General features: G+C 45.9%; 12 protein-coding genes and 3 pseudogenes. 5 read left to right on the top strand and 10 right to left on the bottom strand.

The features are described from left to right. The first annotated feature begins 22 nt into the window (after positions 1 to 22). Positions 23 to 457 (top strand): low molecular weight phosphatase family protein, encoded by a 435-nt coding sequence (locus L0M13_RS05430; RefSeq protein WP_235198643.1) that lies wholly within the window; start codon positions 23 to 25, stop codon positions 455 to 457. Positions 458 to 505: 48 nt separating this feature from the next. On the opposite strand, the gene L0M13_RS05425 is transcribed toward L0M13_RS05430, so the two are convergent. From L0M13_RS05425 to chrA, 3 genes are read right to left on the bottom strand one after another with little or no spacing between them, the layout of a single operon-like run. Then, positions 506 to 1,129 carry a cyclase family protein gene (locus L0M13_RS05425; RefSeq protein ID WP_235198642.1) on the bottom strand — a complete coding sequence of 208 codons (624 nt, stop codon included), beginning with the start codon at positions 1,127 to 1,129 and terminating at the stop codon, positions 506 to 508. Further along, the gene (kynU, locus tag L0M13_RS05420; protein WP_235198641.1) at positions 1,130 to 2,377 is read right to left on the bottom strand and encodes a kynureninase; all 1,248 of its coding nucleotides are present in this window, start codon (positions 2,375 to 2,377) and stop codon (positions 1,130 to 1,132) included. A gap of 15 nt (positions 2,378 to 2,392) precedes the next feature. After that, complete coding sequence (gene chrA / locus L0M13_RS05415; protein WP_235198640.1) at positions 2,393 to 3,562, bottom strand: chromate efflux transporter; 1,170 nt, start codon at positions 3,560 to 3,562, stop codon at positions 2,393 to 2,395. Between the two features lie 202 nt (positions 3,563 to 3,764). Between chrA and L0M13_RS05410 the strand changes: the two genes are divergently transcribed. The 3 genes from L0M13_RS05410 (at position 3,765) to L0M13_RS05400 (ending at position 6,616) form a co-directional block, all read left to right on the top strand. Beyond that, positions 3,765 to 5,069 (top strand): hemolysin family protein, encoded by a 1,305-nt coding sequence (locus L0M13_RS05410; protein WP_235198639.1) that lies wholly within the window; start codon positions 3,765 to 3,767, stop codon positions 5,067 to 5,069. Positions 5,070 to 5,145: 76 nt separating this feature from the next. Next, positions 5,146 to 6,033, top strand: coding sequence for a cation diffusion facilitator family transporter (locus L0M13_RS05405; RefSeq protein WP_235198638.1), 888 nt, complete (start codon positions 5,146 to 5,148; stop codon positions 6,031 to 6,033). A gap of 13 nt (positions 6,034 to 6,046) precedes the next feature. Further along, positions 6,047 to 6,616, top strand: a complete 570-nt coding sequence (locus L0M13_RS05400; RefSeq protein ID WP_235198637.1) for a hypothetical protein — start codon at positions 6,047 to 6,049, stop codon at positions 6,614 to 6,616. Positions 6,617 to 6,656: 40 nt separating this feature from the next. On the opposite strand, the gene L0M13_RS05395 is transcribed toward L0M13_RS05400, so the two are convergent. From L0M13_RS05395 to L0M13_RS05380, 4 genes are all read right to left on the bottom strand, one after another. Next, a complete protein-coding gene (locus tag L0M13_RS05395) occupies positions 6,657 to 7,061 on the bottom strand; it encodes a YndM family protein (protein WP_235198636.1) in 405 nt (134 codons plus the stop codon). An 86-nt stretch (positions 7,062 to 7,147) separates the two neighbouring features. Beyond that, positions 7,148 to 8,434, bottom strand: coding sequence for a DUF2254 domain-containing protein (locus L0M13_RS05390; RefSeq protein WP_235198635.1), 1,287 nt, complete (start codon positions 8,432 to 8,434; stop codon positions 7,148 to 7,150). A 91-nt stretch (positions 8,435 to 8,525) separates the two neighbouring features. Continuing rightward, the gene (locus L0M13_RS05385) at positions 8,526 to 9,722 is read right to left on the bottom strand and encodes a cytochrome P450 family protein (protein ID WP_235198634.1); all 1,197 of its coding nucleotides are present in this window, start codon (positions 9,720 to 9,722) and stop codon (positions 8,526 to 8,528) included. Positions 9,723 to 9,831: 109 nt separating this feature from the next. Then, entirely contained in the window at positions 9,832 to 10,053 is a 222-nt protein-coding gene (locus L0M13_RS05380) for a hypothetical protein (protein WP_235198633.1), read from the bottom strand. A 322-nt stretch (positions 10,054 to 10,375) separates the two neighbouring features. Here L0M13_RS05380 and rsgA point away from each other — a divergent pair. Beyond that, positions 10,376 to 11,436 (top strand): annotated as a pseudogene (gene rsgA, locus L0M13_RS05375) (ribosome small subunit-dependent GTPase A). A 59-nt stretch (positions 11,437 to 11,495) separates the two neighbouring features. Here rsgA and L0M13_RS05370 read toward each other — a convergent pair. From L0M13_RS05370 to L0M13_RS05360, 3 genes and pseudogenes are all read right to left on the bottom strand, one after another. Next, positions 11,496 to 12,129 (bottom strand): annotated as a pseudogene (locus L0M13_RS05370) (response regulator). 18 nt (positions 12,130 to 12,147) lie between these two features. Then, the gene (locus tag L0M13_RS05365; protein WP_235198632.1) at positions 12,148 to 13,263 is read right to left on the bottom strand and encodes a GAF domain-containing sensor histidine kinase; all 1,116 of its coding nucleotides are present in this window, start codon (positions 13,261 to 13,263) and stop codon (positions 12,148 to 12,150) included. Positions 13,264 to 13,366: 103 nt separating this feature from the next. Next, positions 13,367 to 15,065, bottom strand: a pseudogene (locus tag L0M13_RS05360) (phospho-sugar mutase). Between the last annotated feature and the right edge of the window lie 142 nt (positions 15,066 to 15,207).

Below are 15,207 nucleotides of genomic sequence, written 5' to 3'. Positions count from 1 at the left end.
ATAAAGGAAGAAGGGCACAGCTATGACTAAACATACGGTCTATTTCCTGTCTCCGCAACAGCATCGCGGGCTTATGGCTGAAATTTGGGCCAACCGCTTAAATCTCCCAGATTGGGATATTCGGAGTGCCGCTTGGGGCCAGCCATTACAGTCGGATACCCCCTATGAAATCATGAAAGAAATTGTTCTGGATGTACCAGATGTAGAGCCGCGCTCCTATGATTCCAAAGAAGTGAGCGAAGCGGACTTGATCATTGCCTTGCATGATGGGGATTTTGAATTTGCTGACATTCCAGCCGATTTGCCAGCACAAAAGTTAGTTCGCTGGAATATCCGCAATCCTGAATTGCGTGCGGCAGATGAATCGGAGCAATGGGCGATCTACCAGGAAGTATGCGATGAAATCGCTATGAATATAAAAGGCTTAGAACCGTATTTCCGGTCTAACTATATGTAAAACCCTCCACTTGATGGCTAAGTGGAGGGTTTTATTGTGTGAAATTTTTTAACGGTATAGAACAGCACGCACCGGACTGCCTTCCGCCCCTTTGATTTTTAATGGCAGAGCAATCAGTTCATAGACCCCTGCTGCCACATCATCTAAGACAATGCCTTCAAGGATAAATCGGCCATTTCGGTTCATGGACATATGCGTCGGCAATTCCTTGCTCGTTTCGGCGTCCACTGAAGGAACATCGACTCCTAGCAGCCTAATTCCCTTTTCAACCATCCATTCAGCTATGCGCGGATCAAACAGCGGCCAAAAGTCCGGAAATTGCGTACGGTCTTTCCATGTATCTGATTTTAATAAGAGTGTCGTTACGCCTTCTTCCAGCTCTGGCAGATCTTCCGGCGTGATTTTAGTTAGTCCCCGTACATCTGCAACTTGAGCAGCTGAACGGTAAACATCTAAAGGCAATTCATCTATTTTGATGCCATCGTCATTATAATGGAAAGGCGCATCCACATGGGTGCCGATATGGGTACTTGTTTTGAACTGGCCCACATTCACTGAACCGCTTTCTTCTTTCGTGACCGATAGTTTATAGTCAAACGCGACATCTCCCGGCCATTCGGGCGTCTGGCTGCTTAACTCCATCGTGATATCAATGATTTCTGTGTTCTTCATTTATGCCACCACATTTCTTTCATTGGAATAGTTTTTATAAAGTTCCTGTTTCATGATCTTTTCCAAGCGTTCTACCATTTCCTCTACATCTTTGAAAGAAATGTACAATGCTACAGGTGCGAGGCGGATAATATCCGGGGCGCGAAAATCCGGAACCACTCCCGCTTCTTTTAACGCTTTGCAGATTCGTGCCGCTTCTTTATGGGCAAGCGCAATATGCCCGCCCCGCTCTTCGGCCGCTGTTGGGGTCACGTCTTGAAATTCCGGCAGTTTTTCTGCAATCAATTCACGCAGATAGTTCGTCAATTGCAGAGAGCGCTCTCGAATTTTATCGATGCCCAGTTCTTCGAAAATTTCTATGCTTCCAAGAAGCGGCGCCATGCTGAAAATATTCGGCGTGCCGATCTGATAGGCACCAGCCCCTTCCGCTTTGGAAAACTGATGGTCCATATCGAATTGTTTCGCTTTGTCTGACCCAAACCAGCCGGCATTTCCCGGAAGCAAGTGATGGTGACGTTCATGGATGTAGAGCCCACCCGTGCCTCCTGGTCCGGAGTTCATGTATTTATAATGGCACCAGACAGCAAAATCTGCCCCAATGCCGTGTAAGGCATGCGGAAGTGCCCCAATTGAATGAGCCAAATCAAAACCGGCGAGTATGCCTTTTTCATGTGCAGCTTTTGTAATCTCTTCCATCGGCAATAATTGGCCGCTCCGGTATAAGACGGATGGCAATAGCAAAACGGCAACATCATCCGTCAATTGTTCTTCGATATCTTCCATTTTTAATGTGTAGCCATCCCGGCTCTTCACTTTTCTCATAGCCGTTTCTGGGTCTAAACCGCGGAGGCGCAGATGGCTCTCCACTGCATAAATATCAGATGGAAAATTCAATTCATCGACGACAATTGCAAACCGCTCTTCCGTCGGCTGAAAAACGGTCGACAGCATTTGGTGGATATTCGCCGTGATCGAACCTGTAACCATCACTTCGTTCGGCTTGGCGCCGACAAGCGGTGCTATTCTTGCACTCAAGTTTTCCGCTAAAGAGAACCAAGGATGAGTTCCTTCAGTCCAGCCTTCAATTCCGTAAACTTTCCAGCTATCCGCTAGTTCGATCAACTTTCGTTCGGATCGTTTCGACATTAATCCGAGTGAATTCCCGTCCATGTATAGCTGATTTTTACTTTGATAAAATTCTTCTTTATAAAGAGCGAACAAATCCATTGGATCTTTCTGCACAGACATCTTGCTTCCTCCTTGTTATAGAACTGCATATGCTCCTGCACCAAGCAATGCCGTTATCAAAACAACAATCCACGGTGCCAGTTTAAAATAGACTAACATTGCAAAGGCAAACACTGCAATGGCGAAGTCTGCCGGCACCCGGATAGATGAAGTGAAAACCGGATCATACAAGGCAGCAAGCAAGATTCCGACGACAGCTGCATTGACCCCTTTCAAGGCAGCTTGGACAGAAGATTTTGTGCGGATGATGCTCCAGAACGGCAAAGTTCCGACCACCAATAAAAACGAAGGCAAGAACATCGCAATCACGGCAAGCGCTGCCCCCATTCCGCCGTCCATCAGCTGCCCTAAATAACCGGCTAATGTAAATAACGGACCTGGTACCGCTTGGGCCGCTCCGTAACCTGAAATGAATAGGTCCGCAGTCATCCAATTCGGGACCACTTCCCGCTCAAGCATAGGAAGTACGACATGCCCGCCTCCGAAAACAATCGAACCAACCCGGTAGAAAATATCAAAGATGGCATAATAACTCGATTCAATGATTGGACGGAGCAGCGGCAATCCGATTAGTAAACCGGCAAAAATCATCCAGGCCGCCAGTCCTGTCTTTTTTCCGAAAGTCAGCACGAGTTTCACCGCTTCTGGTGCCTCTTCCTTCCGGTAAATCAGGTAACCGATTACTCCGGCAATCAGTATAACGCCAATTTGTGCCCAGGCTGTCGGCATCAATAAAATCGCTGCAGCAGCGCCCACCGCCAAAGCAATTCTTGGTTTATCCGGCGCTAGAGACTTCCCCATGCCAAGTAAAGCATGCGCAACTACAGCAACTGCGACAATCTTTAATCCCTGAATCCAGCCGCTGTCAAAAGAGCCGTTCGTCACCAATATGGCAAAAAGAACGAGAAGAATAACGGACGGCATCGTAAAGCCGAACCAAGACAAGAATCCTCCGAATAATCCGCCTCGCAGCATTCCGATTGAAATCCCGACTTGGGAACTCGCAGGGCCAGGAAGAAATTGGCATAAAGCCACTAAGTCTGCGTAAGCTTTGTCATCCAGCCATTTTCTTTTCACGACATATTCTTCCCTGAAATACCCAAGATGGGCTGTCGGACCCCCAAAAGAAGTGAGCCCCAGTTTTGTGGATGCTTTTAAGATTTCTGCATAAGTCGATTTTTTCATAAGCCTCTCCTTATCTACGTTGTTTCTAAAAGCATAACTGATTACTTATATGAAATCATATTACAACTTTGTAAATTTGTTTTCAGAATAATTTGTTTTTTTAACCGAACTATTTTATCATTAATTAAACTCAAGCTTTTTTAAATCAGGAGGTGAAAACTCTGCTTCTTTTTCTTCTCAGGAAATGGAGCAGAGGAGCTATTTGGACATCCCCATACAATTGGCAGCTTTTGCTGTCTTAATCGCAGCCTTGGCTTTTTTTTCAGCCAGTGAGTTTGCGATAGTGAAAGTCCGGATCTCCCGAATCGACCAATTGCTTGCAAATGGACAGCCAAAACCCAAATCTGTAAAAAGCATTATAGCCAATGCCGATGATTATTTATTTGCTTGTCAACTTGGCATCGTGATTTCCATTCTTGGAAGCGGCTGGCTAAGCTACTCGATTGCTGACCACTTCTTCCCTGCAATGTTGGCAATTTCCGAAATAGCCGATAATGAGCCTAGTACAATTGCGATTTTCATCTTATTTTCGCTTCTTATTTTCGCACTCGTCATCATCAGTGAACTGATACCGAAAACAATCGCTACGCAGAAAGCTGAAAACATTTTACTGGCAAATGCTCCCCTTCTCATTTGGACATACCGTATTCTCTATATACCAATTGCCATTTTCAAAGCTGCTGCGCGCTTGTTCTCATCGTTATTCGGTTTTTCTACGATGAGCCAAAAAGAATGGTCACATACGGAAGAAGACATCAAAACCATTTTAAGCGACAGTTTGAAAAACGGTGAAATCAATGTATCGGAATTTGAGTATGTCCATAAGATTTTCGAATTTGATGAACGCATCGCGAGAGAAATCAAAGTTCCGCGGACGGCCATGTGCACTTTGGAAAAAGATTCGACTCTCCTGGAAGTTTTCAAAACCGTCGGCGTTCAGCAATACACACGCTATCCTGTCATCGACGGTGATAGAGACCATGTTTTAGGCGTCGTCAATATGAAGAATTTAATGGCCGCTTTTATCCACGATCCTTCTGCTGGAGAGTTAACGGTGGAACATTTCATCAAACCTGTTATCCAAGTCATCGAAACGATCAAAATCAACGAACTTTTATTAAAAATCCAGCAAGAACGCATTCATTTAGCGATTCTCCAAGATGAATACGGCGGCACTTCCGGCCTGGTGACCATTGAAGACATTCTGGAAGAAATCGTCGGTGAAATTCAAGATGAATTTGACGGGGATGAAATTCCGGAAATCAGAAAGCTTGGCGACGGCCATTACCTTGTGGATGCTAAAATTCTGATTGGCCATATCAATGAATTATTAGGCATCCATATTGCCGACGACGATATTGATACTATCGGAGGCTGGTTTATGTCGGAGAGTTTTGATACAATAAGAGGACAAAAAATTATTGAACAGGGCTATGAATTTTTAGCTAAAGATGTAGATGGACATCATATCCTCTATTTGGAAGTGCAAAAGTCAGAACCCCTATAATTGGACAATCAAACGAAACGGCTCTCATTCGAGAGTCGTTTCCCTTTGTTTAGAAGACTTGGAGGCAGGAAACTTTATGGAGCTTTATACAAATTTGCGCAAAGGGGAAAAAGGCGCATGGATCAGCATCGGGGCATATGTTTTCCTAAGCGCGATCAAGCTCTTTTTCGGATATGCCGGCTCCTCGGAAGCTTTGACAGCAGACGGATTAAACAATTTAACGGATATTATTGCTTCATTAGCCGTATTAATCGGGCTTCGCATTTCTCAAAAGCCGCCGGATGAAAATCATCATTACGGCCATTTGCGGGCAGAAACGATTGCCTCGCTGCTTGCTTCCTTCATCATGGCGGTGATCGGGCTTCAAGTGCTTAGCGGTGCCGTCCGCAGCTTTTTCGAACCCGCAGCGGAGACCCCTTCACTTTATACAGCGGGCATTGCGGCTTTCAGTGCAGTGGTCATGTACTTGGTTTACCGCTATAACCTGAAACTCAGCAAGGAAATCAAAAGCTCGGCAGTACGCGCTGCGGCCTATGATAACCGTTCAGATGCTTTAGTCAGCATAGGTGCAGGGATCGGGATTACCGGGGCTGTTCTCGGTGCACCGATTCTTGATGTGATTACGGCTTTCGTCGTTGGCGTTATCATTATTAAAACAGCCTTGGACATCTTCAAAGAATCAGTGCTGACCTTGACCGACGGGTTCGATGAAGAGGAAGTGGAAACCATGTCCGTTCTTGTCCGCAAAGTTCCAGGCGTTAGTGTGCTGCGCGACTTTAAAGGACGAAATCACGGTAATGTCATGTTTATCGATTTGACCGTCGCCGTCAATCCGGAGCTGAACGTCATCGAAAGCCATTGGATTACCGAGGAAATTGAAAGAAAAATCCAAAAAGTGAAACCGAATTGCGTCATACACGTACATATAGAACCGGACTATCAACATCCAGATTGGACCAGTTAGGGGGATATGTACCATGTATGATTTTGTTGACCAAAGGAGAATTGTCTACATCACGTTTGCGATTATCCTTTTTATTTCATCGCTTATTGCACCAACCGCCGTTTTCTATCCGCTAAAAACGGTTTTTATTACGCCAGCAGCTCTTTATGTCGGCACTTCCTATCTTTCTTTGATCACAGGCGGCATTGGCATCGCTTTAGTTGCGTGCGGATTGATTGCCTTGGCAGTTTTTGAAAATCGCTTAAAGAGATACTTGATAAGCGGCATTCTTTTTGCTCTAGGAATTGTTGGAGTTTCGTTGTCGCTGAGCGATTATTATTATATGACCGAGGACGAATTCTTTTATAACTCTCCGCTGTCTTTCTCCGAAGAAAGCTATATTTGGGAGGACTTTGAGAAAGTAGAAGAGCGGATCGGGAAAAAAGACAATACCAATACCGTTGAATCCATTGCGTTGTACTTTAAGAACGGCGATTCCATCGAGATGTCGTCAGGCAGAATTTTTGAAATGAGCGGTTCACTGATCAACAAAATCGAACAAGCAGGCGGTTCACATGAACGCATTGATGTGACTTCGAAATAGACGTAAAAAAAGGCCCTTTCAAAAGGCCTTTTTTTGTTCGTCAATGTACAGTTGAATGAGGATGATTCTGTTTTTCCGGGAAGACGCTTCGATCCAAGTATTTGTGGAAGAACCATTCACCCCCGCCAATGACAATGGCAGAAATAATCGCTGGGGTAATGATGTTCACATCATTGCTCACTAGCGCTTCACCCATTAGCCAAATTACTAGAAACGCTACGACAATATCTGAAACCGTCGCAATTGCGTTGCGTTTGTTTTGATCTGAGCGATCGCCCGCTTTGCGGAAGATCATCAAATCACCCATCACGTAAGCCACTAAAGTCAGAACCAAGCTGATCCATAAAGTATCGACAAAAGGCACATCAAAGAATAACGTCAAAATAACCAATAAGACCGCAGCAATCATGACAAACTTCATGGCCAATGCTTTTACATGATTCATGCTCTCTCCTCCTTCTTGGTTGTTATTGCTTTTTTCCCGCTTTTCTTCTCCTTAATCCTGTTTTCTAATTATTTCGTTCTATCTTCTTACACAATTATCACTTTCTCATGTCCGGTCAGCTCTGCCAGCTCATCGACTTTCTGCTGGAGAAATTCCCGGTCCAATGATTTCAATTCCCCTTCGCTGATGCTTTCCAGAATATAAAGCATGATTTTCCAAATTGCATCGTGCCTCATCTCAGGTGCTATCGATGCCGCCACAATCAACGAATTGGCCATGGCAATAAATACCGAGATGTCTTTTTTGCTATGATAGACAATTTGATAAAAAGCTTTGTAAAGAATATCGCTATAAGAAGAAAACCGGTATAGCAGCCGGTTATGGCCGGTTTCATCCGTCAACACCAAACCGTCCGTCATCAAATGGCCCATCTCGCCAAGCACATGGCCGAGCCGTACCAAAATGTCGTTGGCCGTGTTTGGGTCTTGTCTTCCCGGGGAAGTCGCCCGAATCGCCACTTCGACGATTTTTTGCACAGCATACCCTAAATCCTGCTCAGCTGTCCGTTCATCTCCTATCAATAATCTTTCTTTCAAATCGAGTTTATTGGACCCGTTCGAATGGATTTTCATGATTGGCTTCCCTTCAAAAACATAGTCCCCGATTTTCACCAAAACTTCAATCTCGGCTTGTTCTTTTTCAGCACTCTCCACAAGTTCCGCGAGATTGATAAATTGCACATAGCCCGCTTTTTCCGCCTTCACCTTTCCCTGCAAAGTTTGCGGCTTCCAATTTTCCAAGGTTGCGTGTTTTTGATCGTACAACCCTTTGTAATAAGCAATGACTTTTTCAGCATCTTTGATTAGTTTATTGATCAATGTACTAATTTGGATATTGGTAGCGACAAAATGGATATAGTAGGCAAATGTCGCAATGCAAAGAAAGACAATGACGATTCCGATCCATGTCGACAACACTTCATGGTCGAAGACCCCTTCCTGCATATAAAGAAGCGACAGCATATTGTATAAAAAGCCTCCAAGGAAAATGCCGAGTACGTGGCGAGTCGTAGCGCTTCGGATGAAATTTTCAGGGGCACGCGGAGAGAATTGGGAAGAATACATAGTCAGCACGACCAGCACAGTCGAAAACGTAAACGTCGTCATTGTCAGCATTGCCGCTGTTAAAATCCCCAGGATGGTTTGCCCTTCATCCACTTTCGTCAAAAAGATGGAAGGAATGTAATCGGTGATTTTGCCGATTACGAGCAAGTCGAGATAAAATGCAGCCAGTGACAATAGAATCGCACCGATGCTGTATAAGGCGGGCGTAATCCAGATTTTTTCTTTGAATACATAAGAAATGGGCTTCATTTATCATCCCAACTTTCTATAGCGAGTTAGCCCGTAATTTCCCTTTTCAAAAAGAATGCAAACCAAAAAGGCTGGAAGCATGCTCCAACCTTTACTGGATGCGAAGTGGGATCTTTTTTACTCCGCGGACAATCATTCCAGGCCGCCAGTCCAATTCGCTTTCGTCCACAGCTAATGCCAAATCAGGAAATTTTTCGAGCAATTTTGAAAGGGCGATTTCGCCTTCCAGCCTGGCCAGAGGCGCGCCTAAACAAAAATGGATGCCCATTCCAAACGCCAGGTGTGGACTTTTTTCACGGGTAAGATCAAAAGTTTCCGGATCCGTAAACCTTTTTGGATCATGGTTTGCTGCATTTAAAGACACCACGACAAGATCGCCGCGATGAAATTGCTTCCCTTGGAATTCCATGTCTTCATTTGCCCATCTCGATGTACTGAACTCGACGGGTCCGTTAAAACGCAGTGATTCCTCAAGCGCTTGAGTGATCAATTCCGGATTTTCTTTTAAAAGCCGCTGCTGTTCCGGATAGGCCAATAGAGACAAGACTGTATTTCCAATCAAATTAACGGTTGTTTCATGCCCCGCGATAATCAGCAGCGATACGACTCCATACAGTTCTTTTTCGGTCAGCCGGTCGCCTTCTTCTTCTGCAATGATGAGTTTGCTGATCAAGTCTTCTCCAGGCTGTTCACGCACTTTTGTAAACCACTGCCCTAAATACTGCACAAATTGCGTCATGTGTTCGTAAACGCTGACTCCGGCTTCACCGCTGGTCCCTTCAATCAACGAGTTCGACCACCGGCGAAACTTGTCCCGGTCTTCCGAAGGCACGCCAAGAATTTCGCAGATGACGATGATGGGCAACGGAAAAGCAAATTCATCGATTAAATCCACTTGTTCTTTGTCCCCCATCTGTTCCAATAATTCGTCTGTGATTTCCTCGATCCGTTCACGCATCCCTGAAATCATTTTCGGCGTGAACGCTTTTTGGGCAAGCCCTCGGAGCCGTTTATGGTCCGGCGGATCTGAAAACAGCATGTTTTGTGTAAAAACTGACATTTGGTCCATACTGCTGCCATAAAGCTTGGAGAAATCTTTGATAAAACGGGGGTCTTTCAATACCGCTGTCCCGTCTTCATAACTGGTAACAAGCCAGCCGCGTTGTCCATCCGGAAACCTTACTTGATGGATCGGGTCCATACTGCGGAGCTTGGAATAAACCGGATACGGATTGCGTGTAAACTCGGGCGAAAACAATTCCACATTTTCTGAATGAGATGAAGCCATCGATTCCCCTCCTTTTTGTTATCTATACCCAATGAGTCTAAGAAAAAGCTCATCCTATTTCCTTATTTTTGAAAAAAAAAGACCACTCTATGAGTGGCCTTTCAGCGGATTATTCTGCTTCGTCCCCGTCTTGGTTATCTTCTTCCAAATCATCATCGGTCTGATCTTCACCTTGAGGCCCTTCGCCTTCCGGATCTTCATCTCCAGTAACTGGGTCATCCACTTCTATCGTATCGTCGTCGCCATCTCCATCTCCGTCGCCGCATGCTGCAAGCATGCCAACAGATAGAAATGCAGCTGCTCCGAGTTTCAGCCATTTCGAATGTGCCATCCAACTTCCTCCTCTTTCCGTAATCCTTGCTTATTTTAGTTCATACCCCTTTTTACTTCCGTTTTAACAAAATCAAGAAAAATAGACAATAATAATTTTTCTGAAAAAGGCTTGACCATTTCAGGCTTATCCAGTATCTTTAAATTAACTTGAAGAAAGAGGTGAGGCATTATGGCTATTTCATTGTTTTTTAAACCGCAAATCCAATCCATAATGTCCCGCTCTGTGTATCGCTGACGATACGCTTCTTCCATTATGCCCGGGAACCATGGATTGCGATTTGCGCGCATCCATGGTTTTTTATTTTGCATAATAGGAGGAAATTACATTGAATTTAATCGAACATTTTGGCTGGAATGATAAATGGCAAGAAAATAGAGGGGCTGTCGGGATTCCGGGCCGCGTCGTTTTGGAACATAAGAATATGTATCGCGTCGTTACCGATAACGGGGAGTGGCTGTCTACTTTATCCGGAAAATACCGCCATGAGCACGTTCACGGTGAATTTCCGGCAGTCGGCGACTGGGTAATGGTCGAACAGATGCCCGGAGAACAAAAAGGAATCATCCACAGCATCCTTCCGCGTTCTTCGCAGTTTTCAAGAAAAGCAGCCGGAGAAACTTCGGATATCCAAATTATCGCTGTTAATGTGGACTACGTATTTCTCGTCATGTCGTTGAATCATGATTTCAACGTGCGGCGTTTGGAACGCTATCTACTGGCCGCTTGGGATTCCGGAGCAAATCCAGTCGTCGTCTTGACGAAAAGCGATGAGTGCGAAGATCTCGCACCTTTCATCACCGAAGTGGAAAGCGTCGCATTCGGCGTTCCGGTCTATGCCGTTTCCAGTGTGACCGGCGCGGAATCGACCAATTGCAGAAATTGCTCGAAGACCACAAGACCGGCGCGCTTTTAGGCTCGTCCGGAGTCGGAAAATCCAGCTTGATCAATGCCTTATCCGGCAAAGAATTAATGGCTGTCCAAGACATCCGTGAAGACGACAGCAAAGGCCGCCACACCACCACACACCGTGAATTGGTTCTGCTTCCGGGAGGCGGGTTATTGATCGACACTCCAGGAATGCGGGAATTCCAGTTGGGCGATTATGAAGAAGGCGTTGAATCCGGCTTCTCTGATGTCGAAGATTTGGCAGAACTATGCCGTTTCCGGGATTGCGAACACAATAACGAGCCGGGATGCCGGGTACAGGAAGCATTAGCGAGCGGTGAATTGAAATATGACCGCTACCAAAGCTACCTTAAGCTTAAACGGGAACTCGCCCATATGGAGCGGAAAAGCAATTTGGCCGCTCAAAAAGCAGCCCGCAATAAATGGAAACAAATCACGAAAGACAGTCGAAAACGCCCTGTCCAAAAGCGTTGAATCGGAAACCCATGCCAAAAAGAAGCAACTTCCCCTTAAATGGAGAAGTTGCTTCTTTTTCATTTGCCTGGTTCAGTTAAGCCATGTTTCACTGCATACAAGGCCGCTTGCGTCCGGTCCTGTACTTCCAGTTTCGCAAAGATATTGGAAATATGGGTTTTCACCGTTTTCTCGGTTACAAAAAGTGCCGAAGCGATCTCCCGATTGCTTTTCCCTTTCGTCAGTTCAGCGAGCACTTCCTGTTCACGAGGCGTCAATAAATTGATGGTGTGGGGAGCCGGGGCTACCGGTCCCTTGGCAAGCTCGGAAGTCGCTTTCGGATGCAACGTGTTCTCCCCGCATTAAACTGCGAAGCGAGGCCACCAGCTCATCCGGCTCGATATCTTTTAATTGATACCCAGCCGCCCCTGCTTCCATCGCTGGTACGACATGATCGCGGTCTGAAAAACTCGTAAGCATCAAGACAATTATGTCCGGAAGCTGTTCTTTGATTTTTCGTGTTGCCTGGATGCCGTCCATTTCCGGCATCACTAAATCCATCAAGACGATATCTGGCTGAAGTTGAACGGCCATTTCAACTGCTTCTCTGCCGTTGACGGCTTCTCCCACAACCTCAATGTCTTTTTGGGTTTTCAGGAAAAATAATAACCCACGCCGTACGACGTGGTGATCGTCTGCAATCAATACTTTCATCGGGTCTCCCCCTTTCCCCTAATAAGGAATTCTTACAAGAATCTCAGTTCCTTTGCCGATTTCACTTGACCAATCGACAGTCCCGCCTTCTGCTTTCGCCCGGTCCCGCATGCTTTGGACGCCGATAGACGGCAGCTGCAGCCGTTCATCCACGATAAATCCTCGGCCCTCGTCTTTGATGACCATTAACACATCCGAAGAAGTCACCGTCAAAAATAATTGCGCGTTGTTGATCCCAGAATGCTTGCGGATATTATTCAACGCTTCTTGTGCGATGCGGAACAAGGTTTCTTCTGTACGAGAAGGCAATTGGATCACGCCGGTCACTTTCATTTCCAACGTCAATCCGAGCATTTCCCCGTAAGCTTGTATCGCTTCAAGCAAGCCGCTTTCGAGTCCCTTTGGACGCAGCTGCCATATAAGTGCACGCATTTCATTGAGCGCTTCTTGCGTCAAGTGCTGGATGTCTCGGAAAGTGCCTTGGACATTTTCCTCTTCAGACATTTCGATGCCGCCGCGTGCCGTCAACGTCACCGAAAACAGCAATTGATTGACCGAATCATGCAGATCGCGAGCCAGCCGGTTGCGCTCTTTGACCAGCGCCATTTCCTGTTCCTGTTTCGTCAAGCCGATGCGTTTAATCGCTGAACCAATCTGAAAAGCTACCGACTCCAATAAAGCCAGTTCATCTTTTGAGAAGCGGACCGTGTCCGGAGCTGCAATATTCAACAAACCGAATTTTTCTTCGCCCGATTGCAGCGGAACCGTGGCGTGATGCGTAATTCCTCCGTGGTCCACGGCATTAGCTGCAATCGAGTTTTCAATGCGCTGGCAAGCAATGATGTTTGAAGCTTTTTCCAAATCCCCGTCATGGTACCGTTTGACACACCAGCAGCCGCCTTTTTGCAAATGCCGGCATTCATTTCGCTGAAGGGCTGGCGGAAGGTTTGCATGAGTCACTAATTGATGCTTGCCTTTTTCGTTGATAAAAAAGATCCATGCGCTTTCAAAATTCGAGCCATTCAATAGTTTCCAGACCGCTCCGTCTAGCATCCGTTTCATATCGGTTTCTTCGTTCAATAATTCGGCGATCTCTTTTAGCAATGTCACATTTGAATGTTCGTCCATGACCATTTTCTTCACCTCTTTGCCAATACTCTTACTTTACACGTTTTTACAGTTTCTATGCCTCGTACTTTCGAATGAAAAAGCCCCCTTGGCTAAGGGAGCTTCTAAATTAGCGGTTATTCAATTCGTTGACGAAGGATTCTTTGATGAATTCCAGTTTTTCGTCGCTTTCCTGCTCGGTCTCAGCCGTTACTCCGAAATAGTATTTCACTTTCGGTTCCGTGCCGCTTGGCCGCACACAAACCCACGACCCGTCTTCCAAGAAGTATTTCAAAACATTCGACTGCGGCAATTCAATTTTTTCATTCGTGCCGAGGTCGACAAAAATCCGGTTCTGGGTTTCGTAATCTTCAATCGAAGCTACAGGAATTCCCGCAATGGCTTGCAGCGGTTCATTTCGAAGCCCTTCAAGCAATGCGCTGATTTCGCGTGCGCCATCGACGCCTTTTTTCGTGATCGACACGAGCGATTCGCGGTACCAGCCAAAACGTCCGTATAATTCGACCAATACATCGTGAAGGCTCTTGCCTTGTGACTTATAGAACGCAGCCGCTTCGATGACGAGCAAGACCGATTGGACAGCATCCTTATCACGTGCAAAGTCGCGGATCAGATAGCCATAGCTTTCTTCGTATCCGAAAAGAAAATCAAAAGTCGGATTTTCATCGTTATGCTTGAGTTTTTCACCAATGAATTTAAAGCCTGTCAATACATCTTCGCAATCCGCTCCGTAAGATTCAGCAATCACACGGCCGAATTCCGACGTGACGATGGTTTTAAAGATACGGCCTTTTTCGGGCATCGTGCCTTTTTCTTTTTTCTGGCTGAGTAAATACTCAATTAAAATGGCGCCGGTTTGGTTGCCCGTCAATAATTCGTAATGCGTGCCTGTCCAGACAGCAAGACCTACGCGGTCTCCATCGGGGTCGACAGCGATCAACACGTCGGCACCGCTTTTTTCTCCGTATTTCATCGCGATTTCAAAAGCGGAGCCTTCTTCCGGATTCGGCGATTTCACCGTCGGGAATTCTCCGTCCGGCTGCATTTGCTCGTCCACATAGACGATATCGATATAGCCGGCTGTATCAAGCAGCCGTTTAACGGTTGCCCCTGATGCTCCGTGGAGCGGCGTAAAGACCGCTTTGATCGGCGCTGCCGTGTGTTCCTGTACTGTAAGGGCATGGTCGATATATACTTTATCGATCTTTTCATCAATTCGGACCAGCAATTCCGGTTCGAAGTGTTCATTTTCAATCTTCAATTCGTCTTCTACTTTTCCGACAAAGCTGATGACTCGGTCTGCATCCTCCAAGTTCAATTGTGCTCCATCTTCGCCGTAGACTTTATAGCCGTTATATTCTGGCGGGTTATGGCTTGCAGTGATGACAACGCCCATAAAGGCATTTAGATACCGCACACTGAATGATAATTGCGGAGTTGTCCGCGGCCCATTATAAAGATACGTATGGATGCCGTTTGCAGCGAATGTCCGAGCCGCTTCTTCGGCGAATTCCGGCGACATTCTTCTGCTGTCATATGCAATGACGATGCCGCGGGCTTTTGCTTCTTCACCATTGTCAGTTATGTAATCAGCGATTCCTTGGGATGCTTTTCTGACAGTATACACATTCATCCGGTTCGTACCCGGGCCAATTTCCCCGCATGCCCCCTGTGCCAAATGTTAAATCCTGATAAAATGCGTCTTCCGCCATTTTTTCATCGTCTTTCAAGAGCGTCAAAGCTTCCCGTGTCACTTCATCCAGCCGGTCATGTTCAAGCCAACGTTTGATCCGTTCCTGCCATGTCATATCCATCCCACCATTTCTATGAGTCTTTACCATTCAGTTTACCAAATAATCCAGAAAAAAACCGCTTCTTTGTGAGAAGCGATTGTGTAGAGCATCAAGAAATCAGTCGAATTAAAGCATCCATTTTTATAGACCGCTTCGG

This window comes from Planococcus sp. 107-1 (assembly GCF_021513255.1).
In the GTDB taxonomy this organism is placed as follows: Bacteria; Bacillota; Bacilli; order Bacillales_A; family Planococcaceae; genus Planococcus.
Note: the sequence above shows the minus strand (reverse complement) of the source record. Positions and strands in the feature narration are given on the sequence as shown.

Bases quoted from the DNA above. Each gene is read 5' to 3' on its own strand.
- L0M13_RS05430 (WP_235198643.1), top strand. From the start codon at position 23: ATGACTAAACATACGGTCTATTTCCTGTCTCCGCAACAGCATCGCGGG.
- L0M13_RS05425 (WP_235198642.1), bottom strand. From the start codon at position 1,129: ATGAAGAACACAGAAATCATTGATATCACGATGGAGTTAAGCAGCCAG.
- kynU (WP_235198641.1), bottom strand. From the start codon at position 2,377: ATGTCTGTGCAGAAAGATCCAATGGATTTGTTCGCTCTTTATAAAGAA.
- chrA (WP_235198640.1), bottom strand. From the start codon at position 3,562: ATGAAAAAATCGACTTATGCAGAAATCTTAAAAGCATCCACAAAACTG.
- L0M13_RS05405 (WP_235198638.1), top strand. From the start codon at position 5,146: ATGGAGCTTTATACAAATTTGCGCAAAGGGGAAAAAGGCGCATGGATC.
- L0M13_RS05400 (WP_235198637.1), top strand. From the start codon at position 6,047: ATGTATGATTTTGTTGACCAAAGGAGAATTGTCTACATCACGTTTGCG.
- L0M13_RS05395 (WP_235198636.1), bottom strand. From the start codon at position 7,061: ATGAATCATGTAAAAGCATTGGCCATGAAGTTTGTCATGATTGCTGCG.
- L0M13_RS05390 (WP_235198635.1), bottom strand. From the start codon at position 8,434: ATGAAGCCCATTTCTTATGTATTCAAAGAAAAAATCTGGATTACGCCC.
- L0M13_RS05385 (WP_235198634.1), bottom strand. From the start codon at position 9,722: ATGGCTTCATCTCATTCAGAAAATGTGGAATTGTTTTCGCCCGAGTTT.
- L0M13_RS05380 (WP_235198633.1), bottom strand. From the start codon at position 10,053: ATGGCACATTCGAAATGGCTGAAACTCGGAGCAGCTGCATTTCTATCT.
- L0M13_RS05365 (WP_235198632.1), bottom strand. From the start codon at position 13,263: ATGGTCATGGACGAACATTCAAATGTGACATTGCTAAAAGAGATCGCC.